The sequence below is a fragment of the Microvirga sp. jy35 genome (assembly GCF_056148915.1).
This window is the reverse complement of sequence record NZ_JBWBEW010000041.1, coordinates 15953-33360: the sequence shown is the minus strand read 5'-3', so window position 1 is coordinate 33360 and position 17408 is coordinate 15953. Positions and strand designations below refer to the sequence as shown.

The 17408-nt window shown below is 64.5% G+C and carries 16 protein-coding genes; 10 read left to right on the top strand and 6 right to left on the bottom strand.

What is annotated here, in order from left to right; genetic code table 11:
* Positions 1-110: 110 nt before the first annotated feature.
* Complete coding sequence (locus AC0QTX_RS22430; RefSeq protein WP_474606039.1) at positions 111-1118, bottom strand: TerC family protein; 1008 nt, start codon at positions 1116-1118, stop codon at positions 111-113.
* Between the two features lie 340 nt (positions 1119-1458).
* On the opposite strand from AC0QTX_RS22430, the gene AC0QTX_RS22425 reads away from it, so the two are divergent.
* Genes AC0QTX_RS22425 through AC0QTX_RS22415 form a run of 3 tightly spaced genes read left to right on the top strand, consistent with a single transcriptional unit; the run spans position 1459 to position 4078 of the window.
* On the top strand, positions 1459-2454 hold the full coding sequence (locus tag AC0QTX_RS22425; RefSeq protein WP_474606038.1) for an ABC transporter substrate-binding protein: 996 nt from the start codon (positions 1459-1461) through the stop codon (positions 2452-2454).
* A 57-nt stretch (positions 2455-2511) separates the two neighbouring features.
* Positions 2512-3303: an ABC transporter ATP-binding protein gene (locus tag AC0QTX_RS22420; protein WP_474606037.1), complete on the top strand. Its 792-nt coding sequence runs from the start codon at positions 2512-2514 to the stop codon at positions 3301-3303.
* Between the two features lie 7 nt (positions 3304-3310).
* Positions 3311-4078, top strand: coding sequence for an ABC transporter permease (locus tag AC0QTX_RS22415; protein WP_474606036.1), 768 nt, complete (start codon positions 3311-3313; stop codon positions 4076-4078).
* 162 nt (positions 4079-4240) lie between these two features.
* Here AC0QTX_RS22415 and AC0QTX_RS22410 read toward each other — a convergent pair whose 3' ends face one another.
* The 3 genes from AC0QTX_RS22410 to AC0QTX_RS22400 all read right to left on the bottom strand — a co-directional run bounded on the left by AC0QTX_RS22410 (position 4241) and on the right by AC0QTX_RS22400 (position 7866).
* Positions 4241-5383, bottom strand: a complete 1143-nt coding sequence (locus tag AC0QTX_RS22410) for a CobW family GTP-binding protein (protein WP_474606035.1) — start codon at positions 5381-5383, stop codon at positions 4241-4243.
* 5 nt (positions 5384-5388) lie between these two features.
* Positions 5389-6294 carry a DMT family transporter gene (locus AC0QTX_RS22405; protein WP_474606034.1) on the bottom strand — a complete coding sequence of 302 codons (906 nt, stop codon included), beginning with the start codon at positions 6292-6294 and terminating at the stop codon, positions 5389-5391.
* Between the two features lie 183 nt (positions 6295-6477).
* Positions 6478-7866 (bottom strand): D-alanyl-D-alanine carboxypeptidase family protein, encoded by a 1389-nt coding sequence (locus AC0QTX_RS22400; protein WP_474606033.1) that lies wholly within the window; start codon positions 7864-7866, stop codon positions 6478-6480.
* Positions 7867-8054: 188 nt separating this feature from the next.
* Between AC0QTX_RS22400 and AC0QTX_RS22395 the strand changes: the two genes are divergently transcribed.
* Both AC0QTX_RS22395 and AC0QTX_RS22390 read left to right on the top strand, forming a co-directional pair.
* On the top strand, positions 8055-8957 hold the full coding sequence (locus AC0QTX_RS22395) for a DMT family transporter (RefSeq protein ID WP_474606032.1): 903 nt from the start codon (positions 8055-8057) through the stop codon (positions 8955-8957).
* Between the two features lie 69 nt (positions 8958-9026).
* The gene (locus tag AC0QTX_RS22390; protein WP_474606031.1) at positions 9027-10181 is read left to right on the top strand and encodes a 2OG-Fe(II) oxygenase; all 1155 of its coding nucleotides are present in this window, start codon (positions 9027-9029) and stop codon (positions 10179-10181) included.
* 7 nt (positions 10182-10188) lie between these two features.
* Here the strand turns inward: AC0QTX_RS22390 and AC0QTX_RS22385 are convergent, their stop codons facing one another.
* Positions 10189-10767 (bottom strand): LOG family protein, encoded by a 579-nt coding sequence (locus AC0QTX_RS22385; RefSeq protein ID WP_474606030.1) that lies wholly within the window; start codon positions 10765-10767, stop codon positions 10189-10191.
* A 157-nt stretch (positions 10768-10924) separates the two neighbouring features.
* On the opposite strand from AC0QTX_RS22385, the gene AC0QTX_RS22380 reads away from it, so the two are divergent.
* The gene (locus tag AC0QTX_RS22380) at positions 10925-12091 is read left to right on the top strand and encodes an acetyl-CoA acetyltransferase (protein WP_474606029.1); all 1167 of its coding nucleotides are present in this window, start codon (positions 10925-10927) and stop codon (positions 12089-12091) included.
* A gap of 137 nt (positions 12092-12228) precedes the next feature.
* Here the strand turns inward: AC0QTX_RS22380 and AC0QTX_RS22375 are convergent, their stop codons facing one another.
* Positions 12229-12495 carry a BolA family protein gene (locus AC0QTX_RS22375; RefSeq protein ID WP_474606028.1) on the bottom strand — a complete coding sequence of 89 codons (267 nt, stop codon included), beginning with the start codon at positions 12493-12495 and terminating at the stop codon, positions 12229-12231.
* A gap of 89 nt (positions 12496-12584) precedes the next feature.
* Between AC0QTX_RS22375 and AC0QTX_RS22370 the strand changes: the two genes are divergently transcribed.
* The 4 genes from AC0QTX_RS22370 (at position 12585) to AC0QTX_RS22355 (ending at position 17408) form a co-directional block, all read left to right on the top strand.
* Positions 12585-13214: a J domain-containing protein gene (locus tag AC0QTX_RS22370; protein WP_474606027.1), complete on the top strand. Its 630-nt coding sequence runs from the start codon at positions 12585-12587 to the stop codon at positions 13212-13214.
* A 113-nt stretch (positions 13215-13327) separates the two neighbouring features.
* Positions 13328-14317 carry a cobaltochelatase subunit CobS gene (gene cobS / locus AC0QTX_RS22365; protein WP_196263506.1) on the top strand — a complete coding sequence of 330 codons (990 nt, stop codon included), beginning with the start codon at positions 13328-13330 and terminating at the stop codon, positions 14315-14317.
* Between the two features lie 188 nt (positions 14318-14505).
* On the top strand, positions 14506-16407 hold the full coding sequence (gene cobT, locus AC0QTX_RS22360; RefSeq protein WP_474606026.1) for a cobaltochelatase subunit CobT: 1902 nt from the start codon (positions 14506-14508) through the stop codon (positions 16405-16407).
* Positions 16404-17408: an esterase-like activity of phytase family protein gene (locus AC0QTX_RS22355; protein ID WP_474606025.1), complete on the top strand. Its 1005-nt coding sequence runs from the start codon at positions 16404-16406 to the stop codon at positions 17406-17408. Before cobT ends, AC0QTX_RS22355 begins: the two co-directional genes overlap by 4 nt.

The following is a 17408-nucleotide window of genomic DNA, read 5'->3' as shown; positions in this document are numbered from 1 at the left end:
GCCCACACACGTCATGGCCGGGCTTGTCCCGGCCATCTCGATCATAAGAACCGATGAGCTCTTCGAAGCGAGATCACCGGCACAAGGCCGGTGATGACGTGGAAGTATCCTCAGCCGGAGACGGCCTCCTGCTCGTTCCTTGTCTTCCAGAGGGAGAAGACGACGCCGCCCGCGATCAGGGCGAGAGTGACGCCCAGCGAGATGGTCGGGTCGAGCTTGCCAACGAGCTGGTTCCAGAAGATCTTGCCGCCGATGAACACGAGCACCAGCGCCAGGGCGTATTTCAGGTAGTGGAACCTGTGCACCATGGCGGCCAGCGCGAAGTAGAGCGCCCGCAAACCCAGGATCGCCATGATGTTGGCCGTGTAGACCACGAAGGTGTCCGTGGTGATGGCGAAGATCGCCGGCACCGAGTCCACCGCGAAGATCAGGTCCGCGACGTTGATCACCACGAGGGCCAGGAAGAGCGGCGTCGCCCAGGTGACGATCCTGCCCGTCTTCAGATCGGGCTCCCGCACGAAGAAGTGCTGGTCGTGAAGGCGGTTCGTCACCCGCATGTGCTTGCGCAGGAAGCGGACGAGCGGGTTCTTCTCGATGTCTGGATCGCTCTCGGGCACGATCAGCATCTTGATCCCGGTCGCGATCAGGAACGCGCCGAAGATGTAGAGCATCCAGGCGTATTCCTGCACCAGCGCGGCGCCCACCGCGATCATGATGCCACGCAGAACGATGACGCCGATGATGCCCCACACGAGGGCCCGGTACTGGTACTTCCGGGGGATCGCGAAATAGCTGAAGATCAGCGAAATCACGAAGACGTTGTCGATGGACAGGGACTTCTCGATGAAGAAGCCCGTGAAGTAGGAGATGCCCGCATGCGTGCCGTCTTCGGTCACGAGCAGGCCGGTTTCGTACGACCACCAGATATAGGCACCGAAAGCGGACGCGATGCCGATGTAGAAGGCGGACAGCAGGAGGCTCTCCTTCACGCCGAGCTCCTTGTCCTTTCTGTTCAGGACACCGAGATCGAAGGCGAGGAGAAAAACGACAAGGCTCAGGAAAGCCGTCCATATCCAGACGGGCTTCCCCAGCCATTCCATGAGCAGGAATTCTGGCATAACCGGACCTATGATTGCTTCTGTTCAAGCATCGGCTCCGACATCGCAGTCGCGGTTGCGTCCTGCCAGAGGGGCCCGGTCGCCGATGGGAACCAAGGTGGGGAGCGATCCTGAAGCCGTCAAGAGTCTTGGCCGTGAGAATTTCTGCTCAATTTTTTGTCAAAGGCCTGTTCCAAAGGCAGAGATGCCCCGGCAAGAGACTTGACCCGGGGCACCGATCTGATTGCATGGTCAAGAAGAGGGCAGTTAGCCAAAAGGGCGCCACAAGGCTCCCGACCATAAAACAGAGGTGACGGTGATGCGCGTGGATCGTTCTACAAAGGCAAGGTGGGTCAGAGGCATGCTGGCGGGTGTTGCCGTGCTTCTCGGGTCCGCGGCTGCCCAGGCCCAGACCCCGGTGCGGTTCTCCCTGGACTGGCGCTGGGAAGGGCCGGCGGCACCCTTCGCGGTCGCCCTCGACAAAGGCTACTTCAAGGCCGAGGGTCTCGACGTCACCATCGATCCGGCAGCGGGCTCCCGCGAGCCGATCTCCCGTGTGGCGTCGGGCACCTATGAGGTGGGCTTCGGCGACGTGAACTCCCTCGTGCGTTTCCGCGACGAGAACCCCGGCACCGACATCAAGGCCGTGATGGTGATCTACGACCGTCCACCCTTCGCTCTCATCGGCCGCAAGAGCCGGGGCATCAGCAAGGAGGTGTCGAGCCTCCAGGGTAAGAAGGTCGGCGCTCCCGCGGCCGATGGGGCCTACGCGCAATGGCCGATCTTCAAGGCGGTCAACAAGATCGACGATTCCACCATGAAGTTCGAAAACGTAGGCTTCCCGGTTCGCGAGCCGATGCTGGCTCAAGGTGAGGTCGATGCGGTCTTCGGCTTCTCCATGTCCTCCTTCATCAACCTGAAGTCCCGTGGCGTGCCGGCTGACGACATCGTGGTCATGCTCATGAGCAATTACGGCGTGGACCTCTACGGCAACACGATCATCGTCTCGCAGAAATTCGCCCAGGAAAAGCCGGAGGCCGTGAAGGGCCTGCTGCGTGCGATCATGAAGGGCGTGCAGGACACGGTGAAGGATCCGTCGAGCGCGGTCGACTCCGTGATCAAGCGCAACGACGTCGCCAAGAAGGACGTGGAGCTCGAGCGCCTCAGGATGGTGCTGGAGCAGAACATGATCACCCCGTGGGTGAAGGAGAACGGCTTCGGGGGCATCGACAAGGCCCGCTTCGCCAAGGCCCTGGACCAGATCGGCCTGACCTTCACCTACAAGGCCAAGCCCGAAGTGGATGCCGTGTTCACGGAAGAGTTCCTCCCGGCCGCCGATCAGCGCAAGGTGAACTGATCATACGAGCCCGGCTGTCGACCAGCCGGGCTTTTTCTTTTGGTTCAACGGCTTCTCATGAAACCCTTTGTCGATATCCACGACGTGACCCACGTCTATGCGCGGGCCGAGGACGGCTTGCCGGCGGTCCAGAACCTGAACCTCAAGGTGAACCAAGGCGAGTTCGCCGCCATCGTCGGCCCCTCGGGCTGTGGCAAGTCCACCCTGATGAAGCTCGCCACCGGCCTGCAGTTTCCCGTCGAGGGCACTGTGATCGTGGACGGCAGTCAAGTGGGCGCGCCGGTGAAGCTCGCCGGCATGGCGTTCCAGAACCCGACCATGCTGCCCTGGCGCACCACCCTCGACAACATCCTCCTGCCGCTCGAAATCGTGGAGCCGCACCGCTCCCGGCTGCGCCGGCACAAGGCCGAGTACGTGGCCAAGGCCGAGAGCCTGCTGGCCCAGGTCGGCCTGAAGGGGCAGGGCCATAAGTTTCCCTGGCAGCTGTCCGGCGGCATGCAGCAGCGCGCCTCCCTCTGCCGTGCCCTCATCCACGAGCCCAAGCTCCTGATGCTCGACGAGCCCTTCGGTGCCCTCGACAGCTTCACCCGCGAGGAATTGTGGTGCGTGATGCGCGACCTGCATGCGGCCCAGAAGGTTACGATCATCCTGGTGACGCACGACCTGCGCGAGGCGGCGTTCCTGGCGGACCGCATCTTCTGCATGAGCGCGCGGCCCGGACGCATCGTCGCCGAGCGCGAGGTGGAGTTTCCGAGGCCGCGCGATCTCGAGATCACCTACACGCCGCAATTCTCCGCCCTCGTTCACGAATTGCGCGGCCACATCGCGCAGGCGCGCCAGGCGGCGTGAGGACAACATGAAAACCAAGAACAAGCTCGCCCTCGCGCCGTGGGTCTTCACCGTCGGCTTCTTCGTCTTGTGGGAGATCCTCTGCCGTACCTTAAAGATCTCGAGCTTCATCCTGCCGGCGCCCTCCACGATTCTCTGGGCCGTGTGGGAATACCGGAATCAGCTCACCTACCATGCCATGCACACCCTCTGGATGACGCTCGCGGGCTTTGGCCTTGCGGTCGGCTTCGGCCTCCTGCTCGGGATGGTGCTGGGCTCCTCGCGGCTCATCAATGCGGGCACCTATCCGCTGCTTGTGGGCTTCAACTCCATCCCCAAGGTGGCCGTGGTGCCGATCCTGGTGTTCTGGTTCGGCGTCGGCTGGGTGCCGCCGGTGATGACCGCCTTCCTGATCTCATTCTTCCCGATCGTGGTGAATGTCGCGACCGGCATCGCCACCGTGGAGCCCGAGATGGAGGACGTGCTGCGGGCGCTGGGCGCCTCCAAGCGGGACATCGTGTTCAAGGTGGGCGTGCCGCGCGCCATGCCGTATTTCTTCGGTTCGCTCAAAGTTGCGATCACGCTCGCCTATGTGGGCTCCGTGATCGGCGAGCAGAACGCGTCGAATGTGGGCATCGGCAACCTGCTCACGCGCGCATCCGCTGCCTTCGAGGTGCCCCTCGTCTGGGCCGCCCTCGTGGTGCTCGCGGTGCTTGGCGTGATCATGTACGCCATCACGGCTTACGCGGAACGCTCCATGACGGGCTGGGCGCAGCGCTCGCAGATGGCGGCATGAGGTAAATTCTCACGGAACACAGCGCGCTTTTCCCTCCCCCTTGTGGGGAGGGGTGGTCGCGTAGCGACCGGGGTGGGGGTGTGAGCGATAACCTATGCACGTATGGCGCCAGCACCCCCACCTCCAACTCCTCCCCACAAGGGAGAGGAGGGCCGATAGCGTCTACCGTCTCAACGACAGAGGATTGTCCGACAGGGCCGCCGCATCGGGCTGATCGACGGCGGGACGACCGAGGAACGCGTCCCAAAGCTTCTCCACGGTCTCGCGCTCCAGATCGTCCACGATGAACACGATGCGGCTGCGCCGGTCCTCGCTCGGCCAGCGCGGCAGCACGGCCGGTACGTGGATCACGTGCTGCACGCCGTGGATGACGACCGGATGCTCCGGATCCTCGGCCAGCGCCACAAGCCCCTTCACGCGCAGCAGCTTGGCCCCCTGTGAAGACCGCAGGAGATCCAAGAACATGTCGAGTGTGCCCTGGCGTATCGGCTGCTCGCTCGTGAGGCAGAAGGCGCGGATCTTCTCATCGTGCCGGTTCACGTCATGATGATGGTGATGATCATGACCGTGATGGTGGTGATGCCCGTGCTGGTGCGCATGGCTTTCCCGTTCGGCCTCTTCGACCGCTTCCGTCTTCAGCCAATCGGCTACGTCGGCGATCTTGCCTTCGAGATCGTAGAGGCCACCGGCGACGACGGCCTCGGCCGGCGCATCCGCTGCAAGCAGGGTTGCGCCGGGATTGAGCTGATGCAGCCGCTTCCGCAGATCCGAAAGCTTTGACTCATCGGTCACGAGGTCGGTTTTCGAGAGAACGATGCGCTCGGCCACCGCCGCCTGCTTCACGGCCTCACGGTGAGTGTCGAGGGTCGCAGTCCCGTTCACCGCATCCACCACCGTCACCACGCCTTCCACGGCGTAGCGCATGGACAGATACGGATGATAAAGCACCGCATGCAGGATCGGGGCCGGATCGGCGAGGCCCGTGGTCTCGATGATCACCCGCTTGAACGGCATGATGCGGCCGTTGTCGCGCTTGCGCAGGAGATCCTCCAGCGTCGCGATGAGATCGCCGCGCACGGTGCAGCAGAGACAGCCGGCGGAGAGGAGCACCATGCCCTCGTCGACCGTCTCCACCAGCAGATGGTCGAGGCCGATCTCGCCGAACTCGTTGATGATCACCACGCTGTCCTGCAGCGCAGGATCTTTCAGAAGCCGGTTGAGCAGGGTGGTTTTGCCCGAGCCGAGAAAGCCCGTGAGGATGGTGAGCGGAAGAGGAGCGGGTGGGGTCATCGGGCTGTTGGTCATCGGGTTCAATCCGCAATCGGTACCAGGGGCGCACCTTTAAGGCGGCGCTGCTCCAGCACAACGTTGGCCATGATGGCTCCCAGCACAAGGGCACCGCCTGCAATCTGCAGAGGGGACAGGACTTCATTGAGAATGAGAGCCGACGAGACGGCGGCCACCACCGGCTCGGTGCAATAGATGATTCCGGCCGCGACCGCCGTGATGCGCCCGAGCGCCAGGAACTGCAGCACGAAGCCGAAGATGTAGCCGCCGATCGTCATGGCGACCGCGAAAGGGGCAGCCGCCAGAGAGGAGGGTGGCGCCAGCTGTCCGACCGCCAGGCTGATGAGCGCTGCGGTGGGCAGGACGAGCACATGGATCCAGAAAGTCTTGGCCATGACGCCGGTCCTGCGGCAGCGTGCGGCAGCGAAGAACTGAATCGCTGTTGCGATGCTCGCTCCGAAAGCAAGCGCCAGGCCGCGCCAGTCGAGATCGCCGAAGGCCGGGCCGACGACCAGAGCCACGCCGAGGGTGGCCACGGCGACGACGCCCAGCAATGTCGGCGTGAGCCTTGTGCCCTCCACGAAAGGACTCGCAAGCACGATCAGGATCGGAAAGGTGTAGAACACCACCGCCGCCACCGTGACCGGGATATAGGCGACGGACGAGAGATAGCAGATGCCCACGAACGCCGTGGCGACGCCGAGTAGGAGCAGGGTGCCGCGCTCTTCTCTGGCGGCTTTGAGCGATGTCCTCATGATCGCAGCCACGACGCCCACCAGAACCAGCATCAGGAACACCCGATAGACCACGATGGCCGAGCCGCTCGCGCCCGCAAAGGAGGCGATGCGGGCATAGACGATGTTGAAGCCATAGAGGCTCGCCGAGACGAGGGCGAAGAGCAGGCCGCTGGCGGGGGAGGAGCGATTCATATTGAAACTTGCGTGGCAGGGCCCGAAGCGTTTGCCCGGATGCCCCTGAATTGCAAGGGCCAGAGTATCGGACCCAAAAGTGGATTTGCACTTTTGGGATTGATCCGATGCTTCATTTTGGACGCGCTAAGCAAAACGCCCGGCGGGTGACCGGGCGTTGCAGAGAAATGATGGCCTGTCGGATCAGTTCGCGACGGATTTGGGCTTTCCGGCCGCGTCCGCCTTTTGCGGCGCCTTGGCCTTGGTGTCCGTCGCAGGCTTCGCGCCTGTTACCGGCTTGACGGTAACGCTGACCCGCGGCGGGGTCTTGCCCTTGTCCGTGCTCTTGACCGTGGGCTTTGCGGGCTCGCTCTCGGCAGCCTTGGTGTCGTCCTGCGCAGCGGCATCGTCCTGCTTGGCCGCTGCCTTGCCTTTCTTGGGAGCAGCCGCCTTCTTGGTCTTGGCCCTGCGCGCCTGCTCGGCCGCAGCTTCGGCCGCCGCCTGGGCGGCGATCTCGGCCTCGCTGGGGGGATTCAGCCCCACCCAGACGCGCTCCGGCTGCACGGCGGTGCGGGGCCCGAGCACGGTGCGCACCGGCTTGTCGGCGGCAGCGCCGGCAAAAGCCATCACTTCCGTGGAGAACAGGTTGGGGATGTTGCTGTCGGTCTCAGCAACGGCCGGAGTGTCTTCCTCCTGCGGCATCGGCCCACGGCGGTCGCAGATGACCGGGCGCATGTCCGGCGGCGTGACATTGCCCGAGGCCGGCAGTGCCGCAAGCTCCGGATTGGTGAAGTTCACTTTGCTGTTGAAACCGCGGTCGAACAGCTCGGCGGCCTTGATGGTCCGCTCGTTGGCGGAAGGAGCGCCTAGCACGACCGTAATCAGGTGGCGGCCGTCGCGGTGGGCGCTTGCCACCACGTTGAAGCCGGACGAGCAGATGAAACCGGTCTTCATGCCGTCAGCGCCGGGATAGCGGCCGATAAGGCCGTTGGTGTTGCGCATGATGCGGCGGCCGAACTGAACGGCGCCGATGTCGAACAGGTCCTTGTGGTCCGGAAACTCCGTCAGCAGCGCGCGGGCGAGCAGCGCCATGTCGCGCGCCGTGGTCTGGTTGCGCTCGTCGGGAAGGCCGTGGGGGTTGGCGAAGCGGCTCGAGACCATGCCGAGCTTTTGGGCATGGGCGTTCATCAGCTCTGAGAAGCCGTCGATCGACCCGCCGATATTCTCCGCGATGGTGGCGGCGACGTCGTTCGCCGACTTCACCATCATGATCTTGAGAGCGTTGTCGAGCCGGATCTCCGTGCCGGGCTTGAACCCCATCTTTGACGGGGGCAGGGCGGCGGCGCCCTCGGACACGATGAGGAGCGTATCCATGCTCATCTGGCCGGAGCGGATCTTGTCGAGGGCCACATAGGCCGTCATCAGCTTGGTGATGGAAGCCGGAAACCAGGGATCGGTCGCCCTCTCGGCGTGGAGAACACGGCCGGATGCGACTTCAACGACAAGCGCAGGGCCGCCGGCGGCCAGAGCCGAACCGCTCATCAGGGCGGCAAGGGCAAAGGCTGTCACGCGGAGGACACGGCTAACGTTCATGCGGAACGACTCCTTGGCTTCGTTCGACGATAGGAGAGGATGGATCAGCCCCGCCTGTCAGCTGGGCTATTTCTAGTGCCAAACCTTGGCCTTGGCTAGGTTTGGCCGCTTATTGATTGCTTAAACTCCCCTTCTTAACGAATTCCATGGCAAGAGAGTGGCAAGAGCCGCGCGGATTGAAGATCGATATGAGTGCATCCCTCCTCTGGATTCCCGCGACTCTTCTGGCCGCAGCAGCGCAAACCGGCCGCAATGCCACCCAGCGGCGCCTGACTGAAACCATTGGGACCGTAGGAGCGACCCAGGTCCGGTTTCTCTACGGTTTCCCCTTCGCGCTCCTGGCCTTGACGGCGATGTGGCTCGCCACCGGCGAAACGCCCCCGGCACCCAATGCCGCCTTCCTGGCCTATGCGCTCATGGGTGCTTTGACCCAGATTTTTGCCACCGCGCTCATGCTCTCGGCCATGCAGGAGCGCGCCTTCTCCGTGGTCACCGCCTATACCAAGACCGAGCCGGTACAGGTGGCGCTCTTCGGATTGGCGCTCCTTGGCGACCCGCTCACCCCGGCCATGGCTCTGGCCATCGCGGTGGCCACAGGCGGCGTGCTGCTCATGTCCGTGAAGCCGGGCACGAGCCTGACCTCGTCGGGCCTCAGGCCCATTCTCTTCGGCCTCGCCTCGGGAGCCTTCTTCGCTTTGGCCGCCATCGGCTTTCGCGGCGCGATCCTGTCCCTCGACGGAGGCTCTGCGCTCATCCGGGCTTCCACGACCCTGGTCTGGGGCCTCGGCCTGCAGACTGCTGTCCTCCTCCTCTGGCTTGGCCTCTTCGACCGCAAGGCGCTGGTGGCGAGCTTTGCCGCGTGGCGTCCCTCCCTGGGAGCAGGCTTCCTTGGGGCGCTGGCGTCCCAGTTCTGGTTCATCGGCTTTGCGCTCACCACGGCGGCCAATGTGCGCACCCTCGCCCTGGTCGAGGTGCTGATGGCGCAGGCCGTGTCCCATCACTTCCTGGCGCAGGCGACAACGCGGCGCGAGCTCTCTGGAATGCTGCTGATTCTTGCAGGGGTTGCCCTGCTCCTCATGTCCCAACGTTAACTTGTCGCTGCGGCAGCCGCGTGATAACGAACAACGTTACAAAACCCGTGAACGTATTTCGGATTACCGATGACCGACGCTGCTGCTCCTGAAACCGTACAACCGGCCTATCGTGTGCTCCAGGTGGGCGATCCGGTGCCGTGGTTCAAACAGAACTCCACCAGCAATCCGAACTTCAGCTTCGACACGGTGGCCGGCCGCTACATCGTCCTGTGCTTTTACGGCATGGGCTCGGACGAGGTCGGGCGTGCGACCTTGGCTTCGTTTCAGGACCAGCACCGCTCCCTCTTCGACGACGACAAGATCGCTCTCTTCGGCGTGAGCGTCGATCCTTCCGATCAGTCCGAGGACCGCGCCAGGCAGATCGTCCCGGGCATCCGCCACTTCTGGGATTTCGACGGCACGATCGGGCGCCTCTACGGCGCCCTGCCGCGCAATGTCCAGCCGGGGCAGGGTCCCGTCCCGATCCGCCGCTTCTGGATGGTGCTCAACCCATCCCTCCGCGTACGGGCGATTTTCCCCTTTGAAGAGGATGGCAGCGACCGGGAGAAGGTGATGGCTTACCTGCGCGACCTGCCGCCGGTCAGCCACTATGCGGGCTTCGAGCTTCCCGCACCCGTCCTCGTCATCCCTGACGTGTTCGAGCCCGAGTTCTGCCGCCACCTGATCGGCCTCTACGAGGAGCATGGCGGCGAGGAATCCGGCTTCATGCGCGAGGTCGACGGCAAGACCGTCGCGGCGCACGACCCCAACCACAAGCGGCGCAAGGACTACACCATTGCCGATCCCAATCTGATCCGGCAGGTGCAGCACCGCATCATCCGCCGCATCAACCCCGAGATCGAGCGGGTGCATTTCTTCAAGCCCTCACGGATGGAGCGCTACATCGTCTCCTGCTATGCGGCCGAGGACGGGGGCCATTTCCGTGCTCACCGGGACAACACCACCAAGGGCACAGCCCATCGCCGCTTCGCGGTCTCGATCAACCTCAATCATGATTTCGAGGGCGGCGAGGTGAGTTTCCCGGAATACGGGCCGCGCAGCTACAAGGCTCCTCCCGGCGGCGCCGTGGTGTTCTCGTGCCCACTCCTGCACGCCGTTTCCCGTGTCACCAGGGGCCGGCGCTTCGCCTTCCTGCCCTTCCTCTATGACGAGGAGGCCGCGAAGGTACGCGAGGCGAACAATGCCCATCTCGGCGAGGGTGTCGGCGCCTACAGATCGTGATCCCGGGTTAGCGCTCGCTCGCCTTGATCCACTTGTCGACCCTGGGCGGTTCGTAAGCACGAATGGCCTCAATCAGGGCAGCCGGGTTGCTCTCCACGATCAGCATGGCGCGGTGGATAGGCTTCACGAAGCCGCGTTCCACCACGTCGTCCAGGAAGTCGGTCAGCTTGTCGTAGAAGCCGCCGGCATTCAGGAGCGCGCAAGGCTTGCGGTGATAGCCGAGCTGCGCCCAGGTCCACACCTCGAACAACTCCTCGAAGGTGCCGAGACCCCCGGGGAGGGCGATGAACCCGTCGGCGAGCTCCGCCATCAGGGCCTTCCGCTCATGCATGGAGCCCACCACCCGAAGATCGCTCAGACCCCGATGGGCGATCTCCTTGTCGACCAGCGCCCGCGGCATCACCCCGATCACATGGCCGCCACCCGCCAGAACCGCATCGGCCACGGCGCCCATGAGGCCGACGGAAGCGCCGCCATAGACCAGGTCGATTCCATTGGCGGCCAGAGTTTCGCCCAAAGCGCGGGCCGCCTCGAGATAGACAGGATCCTGCCCGGCATTGGAGCCGCAGAAGACGCACAGGCGCATGGGTTACCCTTCATGATTCGCTTCGCCTATCGATGAACGACAGGACGAAGCCGAGCTCAAGATCTGGAAGCATACCTGAGCGTCCATTCTCCGGCTTGCTGAATGAACCAAAGAGGCCCACCTTGTGCTCAACACCGCAATCCTTGAGGAGACCTCCATGACCGCCTGCATCGTCGGCTGGGCCCACACCCCCTTCGGCAAGCTCGATGCCGAGACCGTCGAGAGCCTGATCGTCCGCGTCACCAACGAGGCACTGGAGCATGCCGGGATCGGTCCCGAGGACGTGGACGAGGTGGTGCTCGGCCATTTCAACGCCGGCTTCTCAGCCCAGGACTTCACCGCTTCCCTGGTGTTCCAGGCCAACGACCGGTTCCGCTTCAAGCCGGCGACCCGGGTCGAGAATGCCTGCGCCACGGGCTCGGCGGCCGTGCACCAGGCGATCAAGACCATCGAAGCCAAGCGGGCGAAGACGGTGCTGGTGGTAGGCGTCGAGCAGATGACCCGCACGCCGGGGCCTGAGATCGGCAAGAATCTGCTCAAGGCTTCGTACCTTCCGGAGGATGGCGAAACGCCCGGCGGCTTTGCCGGTGTGTTCGGCAAGATCGCGGGCACCTATTTCCAGCGCTACGGCGACCAGTCCGACGCGCTGGCGATGATCGCCTCCAAGAACCACAAGAACGGCGTCGACAACCCCTATGCCCAGATGCGCAAGGATCTGGGTTTCGACTTCTGCCGGGCAGAGAGCGAGAAGAACCCGTTCGTGGCAGGCCCCTTGAAGCGCACCGATTGCTCGCTGGTGTCCGACGGCGCCGCGGCCCTGGTGCTGGCCGACACGGAGACGGCGCTGCGGATGAAGCGGGCGGTCGCCTTCCGGGCCACGGCGCATGCGCAGGACTTCCTGCCCCTGTCGAAGCGCGACATCGTCCAGTTCGAGGGCTGCACCGAAGCCTGGCAGCGGGCCCTATCCCAGGCCGGCATCCAGCTCTCCGACCTGTCCTTCGTGGAAACCCACGACTGCTTCACCATCGCCGAGCTCATCGAGTACGAGGCCATGGGCCTGACCCCTCGCGGTCAGGGCGCGATCGCCGTCAAGGAAGGCTGGACGAACCGCGACGGCAAGCTGCCGGTGAACCCCTCCGGCGGCCTCAAGGCCAAGGGCCATCCCATCGGGGCCACCGGCGTGTCCATGCACGCGCTCTCCGCCATGCAGCTCTGCGAGGAGGCCGGCGGCATTCAGGTGAAAGACCCGGTGCTGGGCGGCGTCTTCAACATGGGCGGCGCGGCCGTGGCGAACTATGTGAGCGTGCTCGAGCGGATCAAGTAATATGCAGAAGCCCTCCTCCCCCTTGTGGGGAGGAGTTGGAGGTGGGGGTGTGAGCGAGTGCCTATCCACGTGTGGCCCCGGCACCCCCACCCTGACCCTCCCCACAAGGGGGAGGGAAAAGAATGCGTTGCTTTTCGCTACTCCCCCGGCGCCTTGGCCTGAATGGCCAGAGCGTGCAGGCCCCTGTCGAAAGCGCCTTTCAGCGTGTCGTTCACGAGGCGGTGACGTTCGACCCGGCTCTTGCCGGAGAAGGCCTCAGACACGATATAAACGTGGAAGTGAGTTTCACCGCCCTCCCGCCATCCCGCATGGCCGTGATGCTTCTCTGATTCGTCGGTGACGGTCAGTTCTGTCGGCTGCAGGTTCTCCTGCAAGGTCTGTGTGATCCAGTGGGTGAGGGTCATGCTGATTGATCAATCCTTTTGAACGAGTCTGCGGCCAAAAGCGCTCAGGCCTTGGCGCAGGACCTGAAGCCACTCATAATCGCTGAATCATGGATCTCAACTCGCCTCTTTTCGACCGCATCCGCATCAAGTCCTCCTGTGACGAACCTCAGGAGACGAAGGGGCCTGTCTGCGAGCATCCTGCCTGCAAGGCCGCGGGCGAGTACCGCGCGCCTAAAGGACGGGATCGGGAGGGCCAGTACTGGCGCTTCTGCCTGCAGCATGTGCGCGAGTACAACGCTTCGTACAATTATTTCGCCGGCATGTCCGACACCGCCGTTGCCGCCTTCCAGAAGGATTCGGTCATCGGCCATCGGCCGACCTGGGCCATGGGGGTGAACTCCGCGGCCGCTGGCGACGGACAGGGCGCCAAGGCCGAGCCCCGCGAGTGGGAATATGTCGATCCGCTCGGGGTTCTCCGAGGGGAGGACTTCACCCAGGCCCGCACGCGCAGGGCCTCGCCCGAGCCCAAGCGACCGCGCTACACGGGGGCGGTGCGCCGCGCACTGGATATCCTCGGCCTCGATGAAACGGCCGATGGGCCGGCCATCAAGGCCCAGTACAAGGCCCTTGTGAAGCGCTTCCATCCGGACGCCAATGGCGGCGACCGCTCCTTCGAGGAGCGCCTTCGCGACATCATCAAGGCGCACGACACCCTCAAAAGTGCCGGTCTCTGCTGACACGGTATCCTTTTTGCGGACCCGATAGGCCTTTTAGGAAATTGCACCATCTCGTCATGGGGTTTAAGAAGCCCATGACATTCTCACGACACCGACGAGACGAAGAGGCCCCAATGACGGCACATACCGAGACAGCGACCCTTACGCCGGACATGAAAGTGTCCGTGCGACAGGTCTTCGGCATCGACTCGGATCTGGAGGTCCCGGCCTTTTCGCAAGCCGAACAGCATGTGCCCGATCTTGATCCCGATTATCTCTTCGACCGGGACACGACGCTCGCCATCCTGGCGGGCTTCGCCCGCAACCGCCGGGTGATGATCACCGGCTATCACGGCACCGGCAAGTCCACCCATATCGAGCAGGTGGCGGCGCGCCTCAACTGGCCCTGCGTGCGCGTGAACCTGGACAGCCACGTTTCCCGCATCGATCTCGTGGGCAAGGACGCCATCGTGCTCCAAGAGGGCAAGCAGGTCACGGCGTTCCAGGACGGAATCCTGCCCTGGGCGCTGCAGAACAATGTTGCCCTCGTGTTCGACGAATACGATGCCGGCCGTCCGGACGTGATGTTCGTGATCCAGCGCGTGCTGGAGCAGTCGGGCAAGCTCACGCTCCTCGACCAGAAGCGCGTGATCCGGCCCCATCCGGCCTTCCGGCTGTTCGCCACCGCCAACACGGTGGGTCTCGGCGACACGTCGGGCCTCTATCACGGCACGCAGCAGATCAACCAGGGCCAGATGGACCGCTGGTCCATCGTGACCACGCTCAACTACCTGCCCCACGACAAGGAGGTGGACATCGTCCTCTCCAAGGCGAAGCACTACCAGGAGGATGCGTCGGGCCGCGACATCGTCAACAAGATGGTGCGGGTGGCGGATCTCACCCGCTCGGCCTTCATGAACGGCGATCTCTCCACCGTCATGAGCCCGCGCACGGTGATCACCTGGGCCGAGAACGCCGAGATCTTCGGCGATACGGGCTTCGCCTTCCGGGTCACCTTCCTCAACAAGTGCGACGAGCTCGAGCGCGCCCTGGTGGCCGAGTTCTATCAGCGCTCCTTCGGCAAGGAACTGCCGGAGAGCGCCGTGAACATGGTGCTGTCGTAAAACTAACCCTGTCATTCCGGGGCGGCGGAAGCCGAGCCCGACCCGAAGGGCCGCGCAAAGCGAGGAAATCCATAAACGCCAACGGTTCAGGATCAGGTGGATACGCGAGCAACCATCCTCATCCTGTCGTGGTTATGGATCCTTAGCCTTCGCGGGGATGACACGAAACGGGGCGTCAGGGAGGTGAGATGTCCATCTCGAACCGCAAGCCAGGTGAGAAGAAGGAAGCGCCGGCGGAGCCGCTGAAGCGCTCCATCGCCGGCACCATGAAGGCCATCGCCCGCAAGCCCGACCTCGAGGTGGCCTTCGCGTCCGACCGGCCGGTGCTCATGGGCCAGGACAAGGCCCGCCTGCCGGAGCCGCCGCGGCGGCTGACCGCCCAGGACGTGGCGATCCTGCGCGGCAATGCCGATGCCATGGCCCTGCGGCTCGCCTGCCACGACACCAGTCTGCACCGGAAGCTCGCCCCCGAGGGTCAGGCGGCGCGTGCCGTGTTCGATGCGGTCGAGCAGGCGCGCGTGGAATCCATCGGCTCCCGTCGCATGGCCGGCATCTCGTCCAACATCTCGGCCATGCTGGAGGACCGCTACCATCGCGGCGGCAAGTACGAGGAGATCACGGACCGGGCCGATGCGCCGCTCGAGGACGCCTTGGCCCTCATGGTGCGCGAGCGCCTGACCGGGCAGAGGCCGCCCGCCTCGGCGGCCAAGATCGTCGATCTCTGGCGCGACTTCATCGAGGATCGCGCCGGCCGCGATCTCGACGGCCTGCTCAAGAACATCGAGAACCAGCGCAGCTTCGCCCGCCACATCCGCGACCTGCTCTCCTCCCTCGACATGGCCGACGAGGCGTCCCTCGATTCCGAGGACGAGGAGAACGAGGACGAGAACGAATCCGACCAGCAGGAGCAGCAGGGCGAAGGCGAATCCGAGCAGGAAAGCCAGGGCGACCGGGCCGAGGTGGAGGTCAGCGAGGATTCCAGCGACGAGATGGAGGACGGCGCCACCGAAGAGGCCGACGGCCCCTCCGGCGAGCTGCCCGAGGAATCCGAGGAAGCCGAGTCGGAGGATGCCGGCGAATCCTGGCGCCCGCCGTCCCGCTCCAACGAGGCGCGGGGCCCGGACTACAAGGCTTATACGGGCAAGTTCGACGAGATCATCCATGCGGAGGATCTCTGCGATGCGGACGAGCTGACGCGCCTTCGCGCCTATCTCGACAAGCAGCTCGCCCATCTTCAAGGGGTGGTCGGGCGCCTTGCGAACCGCCTGCAGCGCCGCCTCATGGCGCAGCAGAACCGGTCCTGGGAGTTCGATCTTGAGGAGGGAACGCTCGATCCCGTGCGCCTGCCGCGCATCATCATGGACCCGTTCCAGCCGCTCTCCTTCAAGCAGGAGCAGGACACGAACTTCCGCGACACGGTGGTGACGCTGCTCCTCGACAATTCCGGCTCCATGCGCGGGCGCCCGATCACCGTGGCGGCCACCTGCGCGGACATCCTGGCGCGCACCCTCGAGCGCTGCGGCGTGAAGGTCGAGATCCTCGGCTTCACCACCCGTGCCTGGAAGGGCGGGCAGGCGCGCGAGACATGGCTGCAGGCCAGCAAGCCTGCCAATCCGGGCCGCCTCAACGACCTGCGCCACATCATCTACAAGTCGGCGGACGCACCCTGGAGGCGGGCGCGCAAGAACTTGGGCCTGATGATGCGCGAGGGTCTGCTGAAGGAGAACATCGACGGCGAGGCCCTCGACTGGGCGCACAAGCGCTTGCTCGGCAGGCCCGAGCAGCGGCGCATCCTCATGGTGATCTCGGACGGCGCGCCGGTGGACGACTCGACCCTGTCGGTCAACCCCGGCAATTACCTCGAGCGGCACCTGCGCTACGTGATCGAGGAGATCGAGACCCGCTCCCCCGTGGAGCTCATCGCCATCGGCATCGGCCACGACGTGACGCGGTATTACCGCCGTGCCGTGACCATCGTCGACGCGGAGGAACTCGGCGGCGTCATGACCGAGAAGCTTGCGGAGCTGTTCGAGGAGAATGCGGGCCCGCCGGCCCGTGGCGCGGCTCCTCGGCGCAGAGCTCACGCTTGAGGCTGACCCGGCGCAATTTCCTGATCGGCGGCGGTGCCGCCGTCGCGTCCCTGGCCTGCACAGGCGTCGCCGTGGCGCAGCGTCCGCAGGCGTTCAAGGGCGCAACCGCCATCCGCGTCGACGCGCAGCCGATCAGCCGCCTCTCGACCACCGATCCCGACCGCAGCCGCTTCGGCGCGCTGATGTTCCGCTCTGGAATCGTCCTGCGCTCCGATGTATCGGCCTTCGGCGGCTTTTCCGGCCTGTGGCGCTCGGGAAACGGGCAGGAGGTCATCGCCCTTGCGGACAATGCGCAGATCCTGAAGGCCCGGATCGAGACAGCGGATGGACGCCTCTCGGGCTTGTCCGGTGCCGTCCTGTCGCCCCTGATCCTCAGCAATGGCGTTCCGATGCGGCGGTCGCGCTACTACGATACGGAAAGCTTCGCGCTATCGGGCAACGCCGTCTTCATCGGCACCGAGCGCAACCACGCCGTCATCCGCTTCGAGCGCAATGCTGCGGGCAGCATCATCCGGGGCGTTCCGATTCCTGTTCCGGCGGCTCTGAGGGATCTGCCGAGCAATGGTGGCCTGGAGGCGCTCGCCGTCGCACCGCAACGCTCTGCCTTGAGCGGCGCTCTCGTCGGCATCGCCGAGGGCGGAAGCGGCTTCATTCTCACGGGATCCAGGCAGGGGACCTTCCAGGTGGTTCTCACCGGCGGCTATGACGTCACCGACCTGGCCTTTCTGCCCGAGGGCGACGCCGTGATCCTGGAGCGCCGGTTCTCGCTCTTCGGCGGGTTCGCCTGCCGCCTGCGCCGCATCGAGGTCTCTGCTCTCCGGCCGGGAGCGCGTGTCGACGGCGAGACCCTCTACGAGAGCGAGGCCTCGCATCAGGTCGACAACATGGAAGGCGTGGCGGTTCACCGGGAAGGCGGAGAGACGGTCATCTCCCTGATTTCCGACAACAACTTCAGCTCGCTGCAGAAAACCGTGCTGCTCGAATTCGCCTTGGCCGCCTAG

Bases quoted from the DNA above. Each gene is read 5' to 3' on its own strand.
- cobT (WP_474606026.1), top strand. From the start codon at position 14,506: ATGTCCATCTCGAACCGCAAGCCAGGTGAGAAGAAGGAAGCGCCGGCG.
- AC0QTX_RS22380 (WP_474606029.1), top strand. From the start codon at position 10,925: ATGACCGCCTGCATCGTCGGCTGGGCCCACACCCCCTTCGGCAAGCTC.
- AC0QTX_RS22410 (WP_474606035.1), bottom strand. From the start codon at position 5,383: ATGACCAACAGCCCGATGACCCCACCCGCTCCTCTTCCGCTCACCATC.
- AC0QTX_RS22395 (WP_474606032.1), top strand. From the start codon at position 8,055: ATGAGTGCATCCCTCCTCTGGATTCCCGCGACTCTTCTGGCCGCAGCA.
- AC0QTX_RS22375 (WP_474606028.1), bottom strand. From the start codon at position 12,495: ATGACCCTCACCCACTGGATCACACAGACCTTGCAGGAGAACCTGCAG.
- AC0QTX_RS22370 (WP_474606027.1), top strand. From the start codon at position 12,585: ATGGATCTCAACTCGCCTCTTTTCGACCGCATCCGCATCAAGTCCTCC.
- AC0QTX_RS22430 (WP_474606039.1), bottom strand. From the start codon at position 1,118: ATGCCAGAATTCCTGCTCATGGAATGGCTGGGGAAGCCCGTCTGGATA.
- AC0QTX_RS22390 (WP_474606031.1), top strand. From the start codon at position 9,027: ATGACCGACGCTGCTGCTCCTGAAACCGTACAACCGGCCTATCGTGTG.
- AC0QTX_RS22425 (WP_474606038.1), top strand. From the start codon at position 1,459: ATGCTGGCGGGTGTTGCCGTGCTTCTCGGGTCCGCGGCTGCCCAGGCC.
- cobS (WP_196263506.1), top strand. From the start codon at position 13,328: ATGACGGCACATACCGAGACAGCGACCCTTACGCCGGACATGAAAGTG.
- AC0QTX_RS22420 (WP_474606037.1), top strand. From the start codon at position 2,512: ATGAAACCCTTTGTCGATATCCACGACGTGACCCACGTCTATGCGCGG.
- AC0QTX_RS22405 (WP_474606034.1), bottom strand. From the start codon at position 6,294: ATGAATCGCTCCTCCCCCGCCAGCGGCCTGCTCTTCGCCCTCGTCTCG.
- AC0QTX_RS22385 (WP_474606030.1), bottom strand. From the start codon at position 10,767: ATGCGCCTGTGCGTCTTCTGCGGCTCCAATGCCGGGCAGGATCCTGTC.
- AC0QTX_RS22415 (WP_474606036.1), top strand. From the start codon at position 3,311: ATGAAAACCAAGAACAAGCTCGCCCTCGCGCCGTGGGTCTTCACCGTC.
- AC0QTX_RS22400 (WP_474606033.1), bottom strand. From the start codon at position 7,866: ATGAACGTTAGCCGTGTCCTCCGCGTGACAGCCTTTGCCCTTGCCGCC.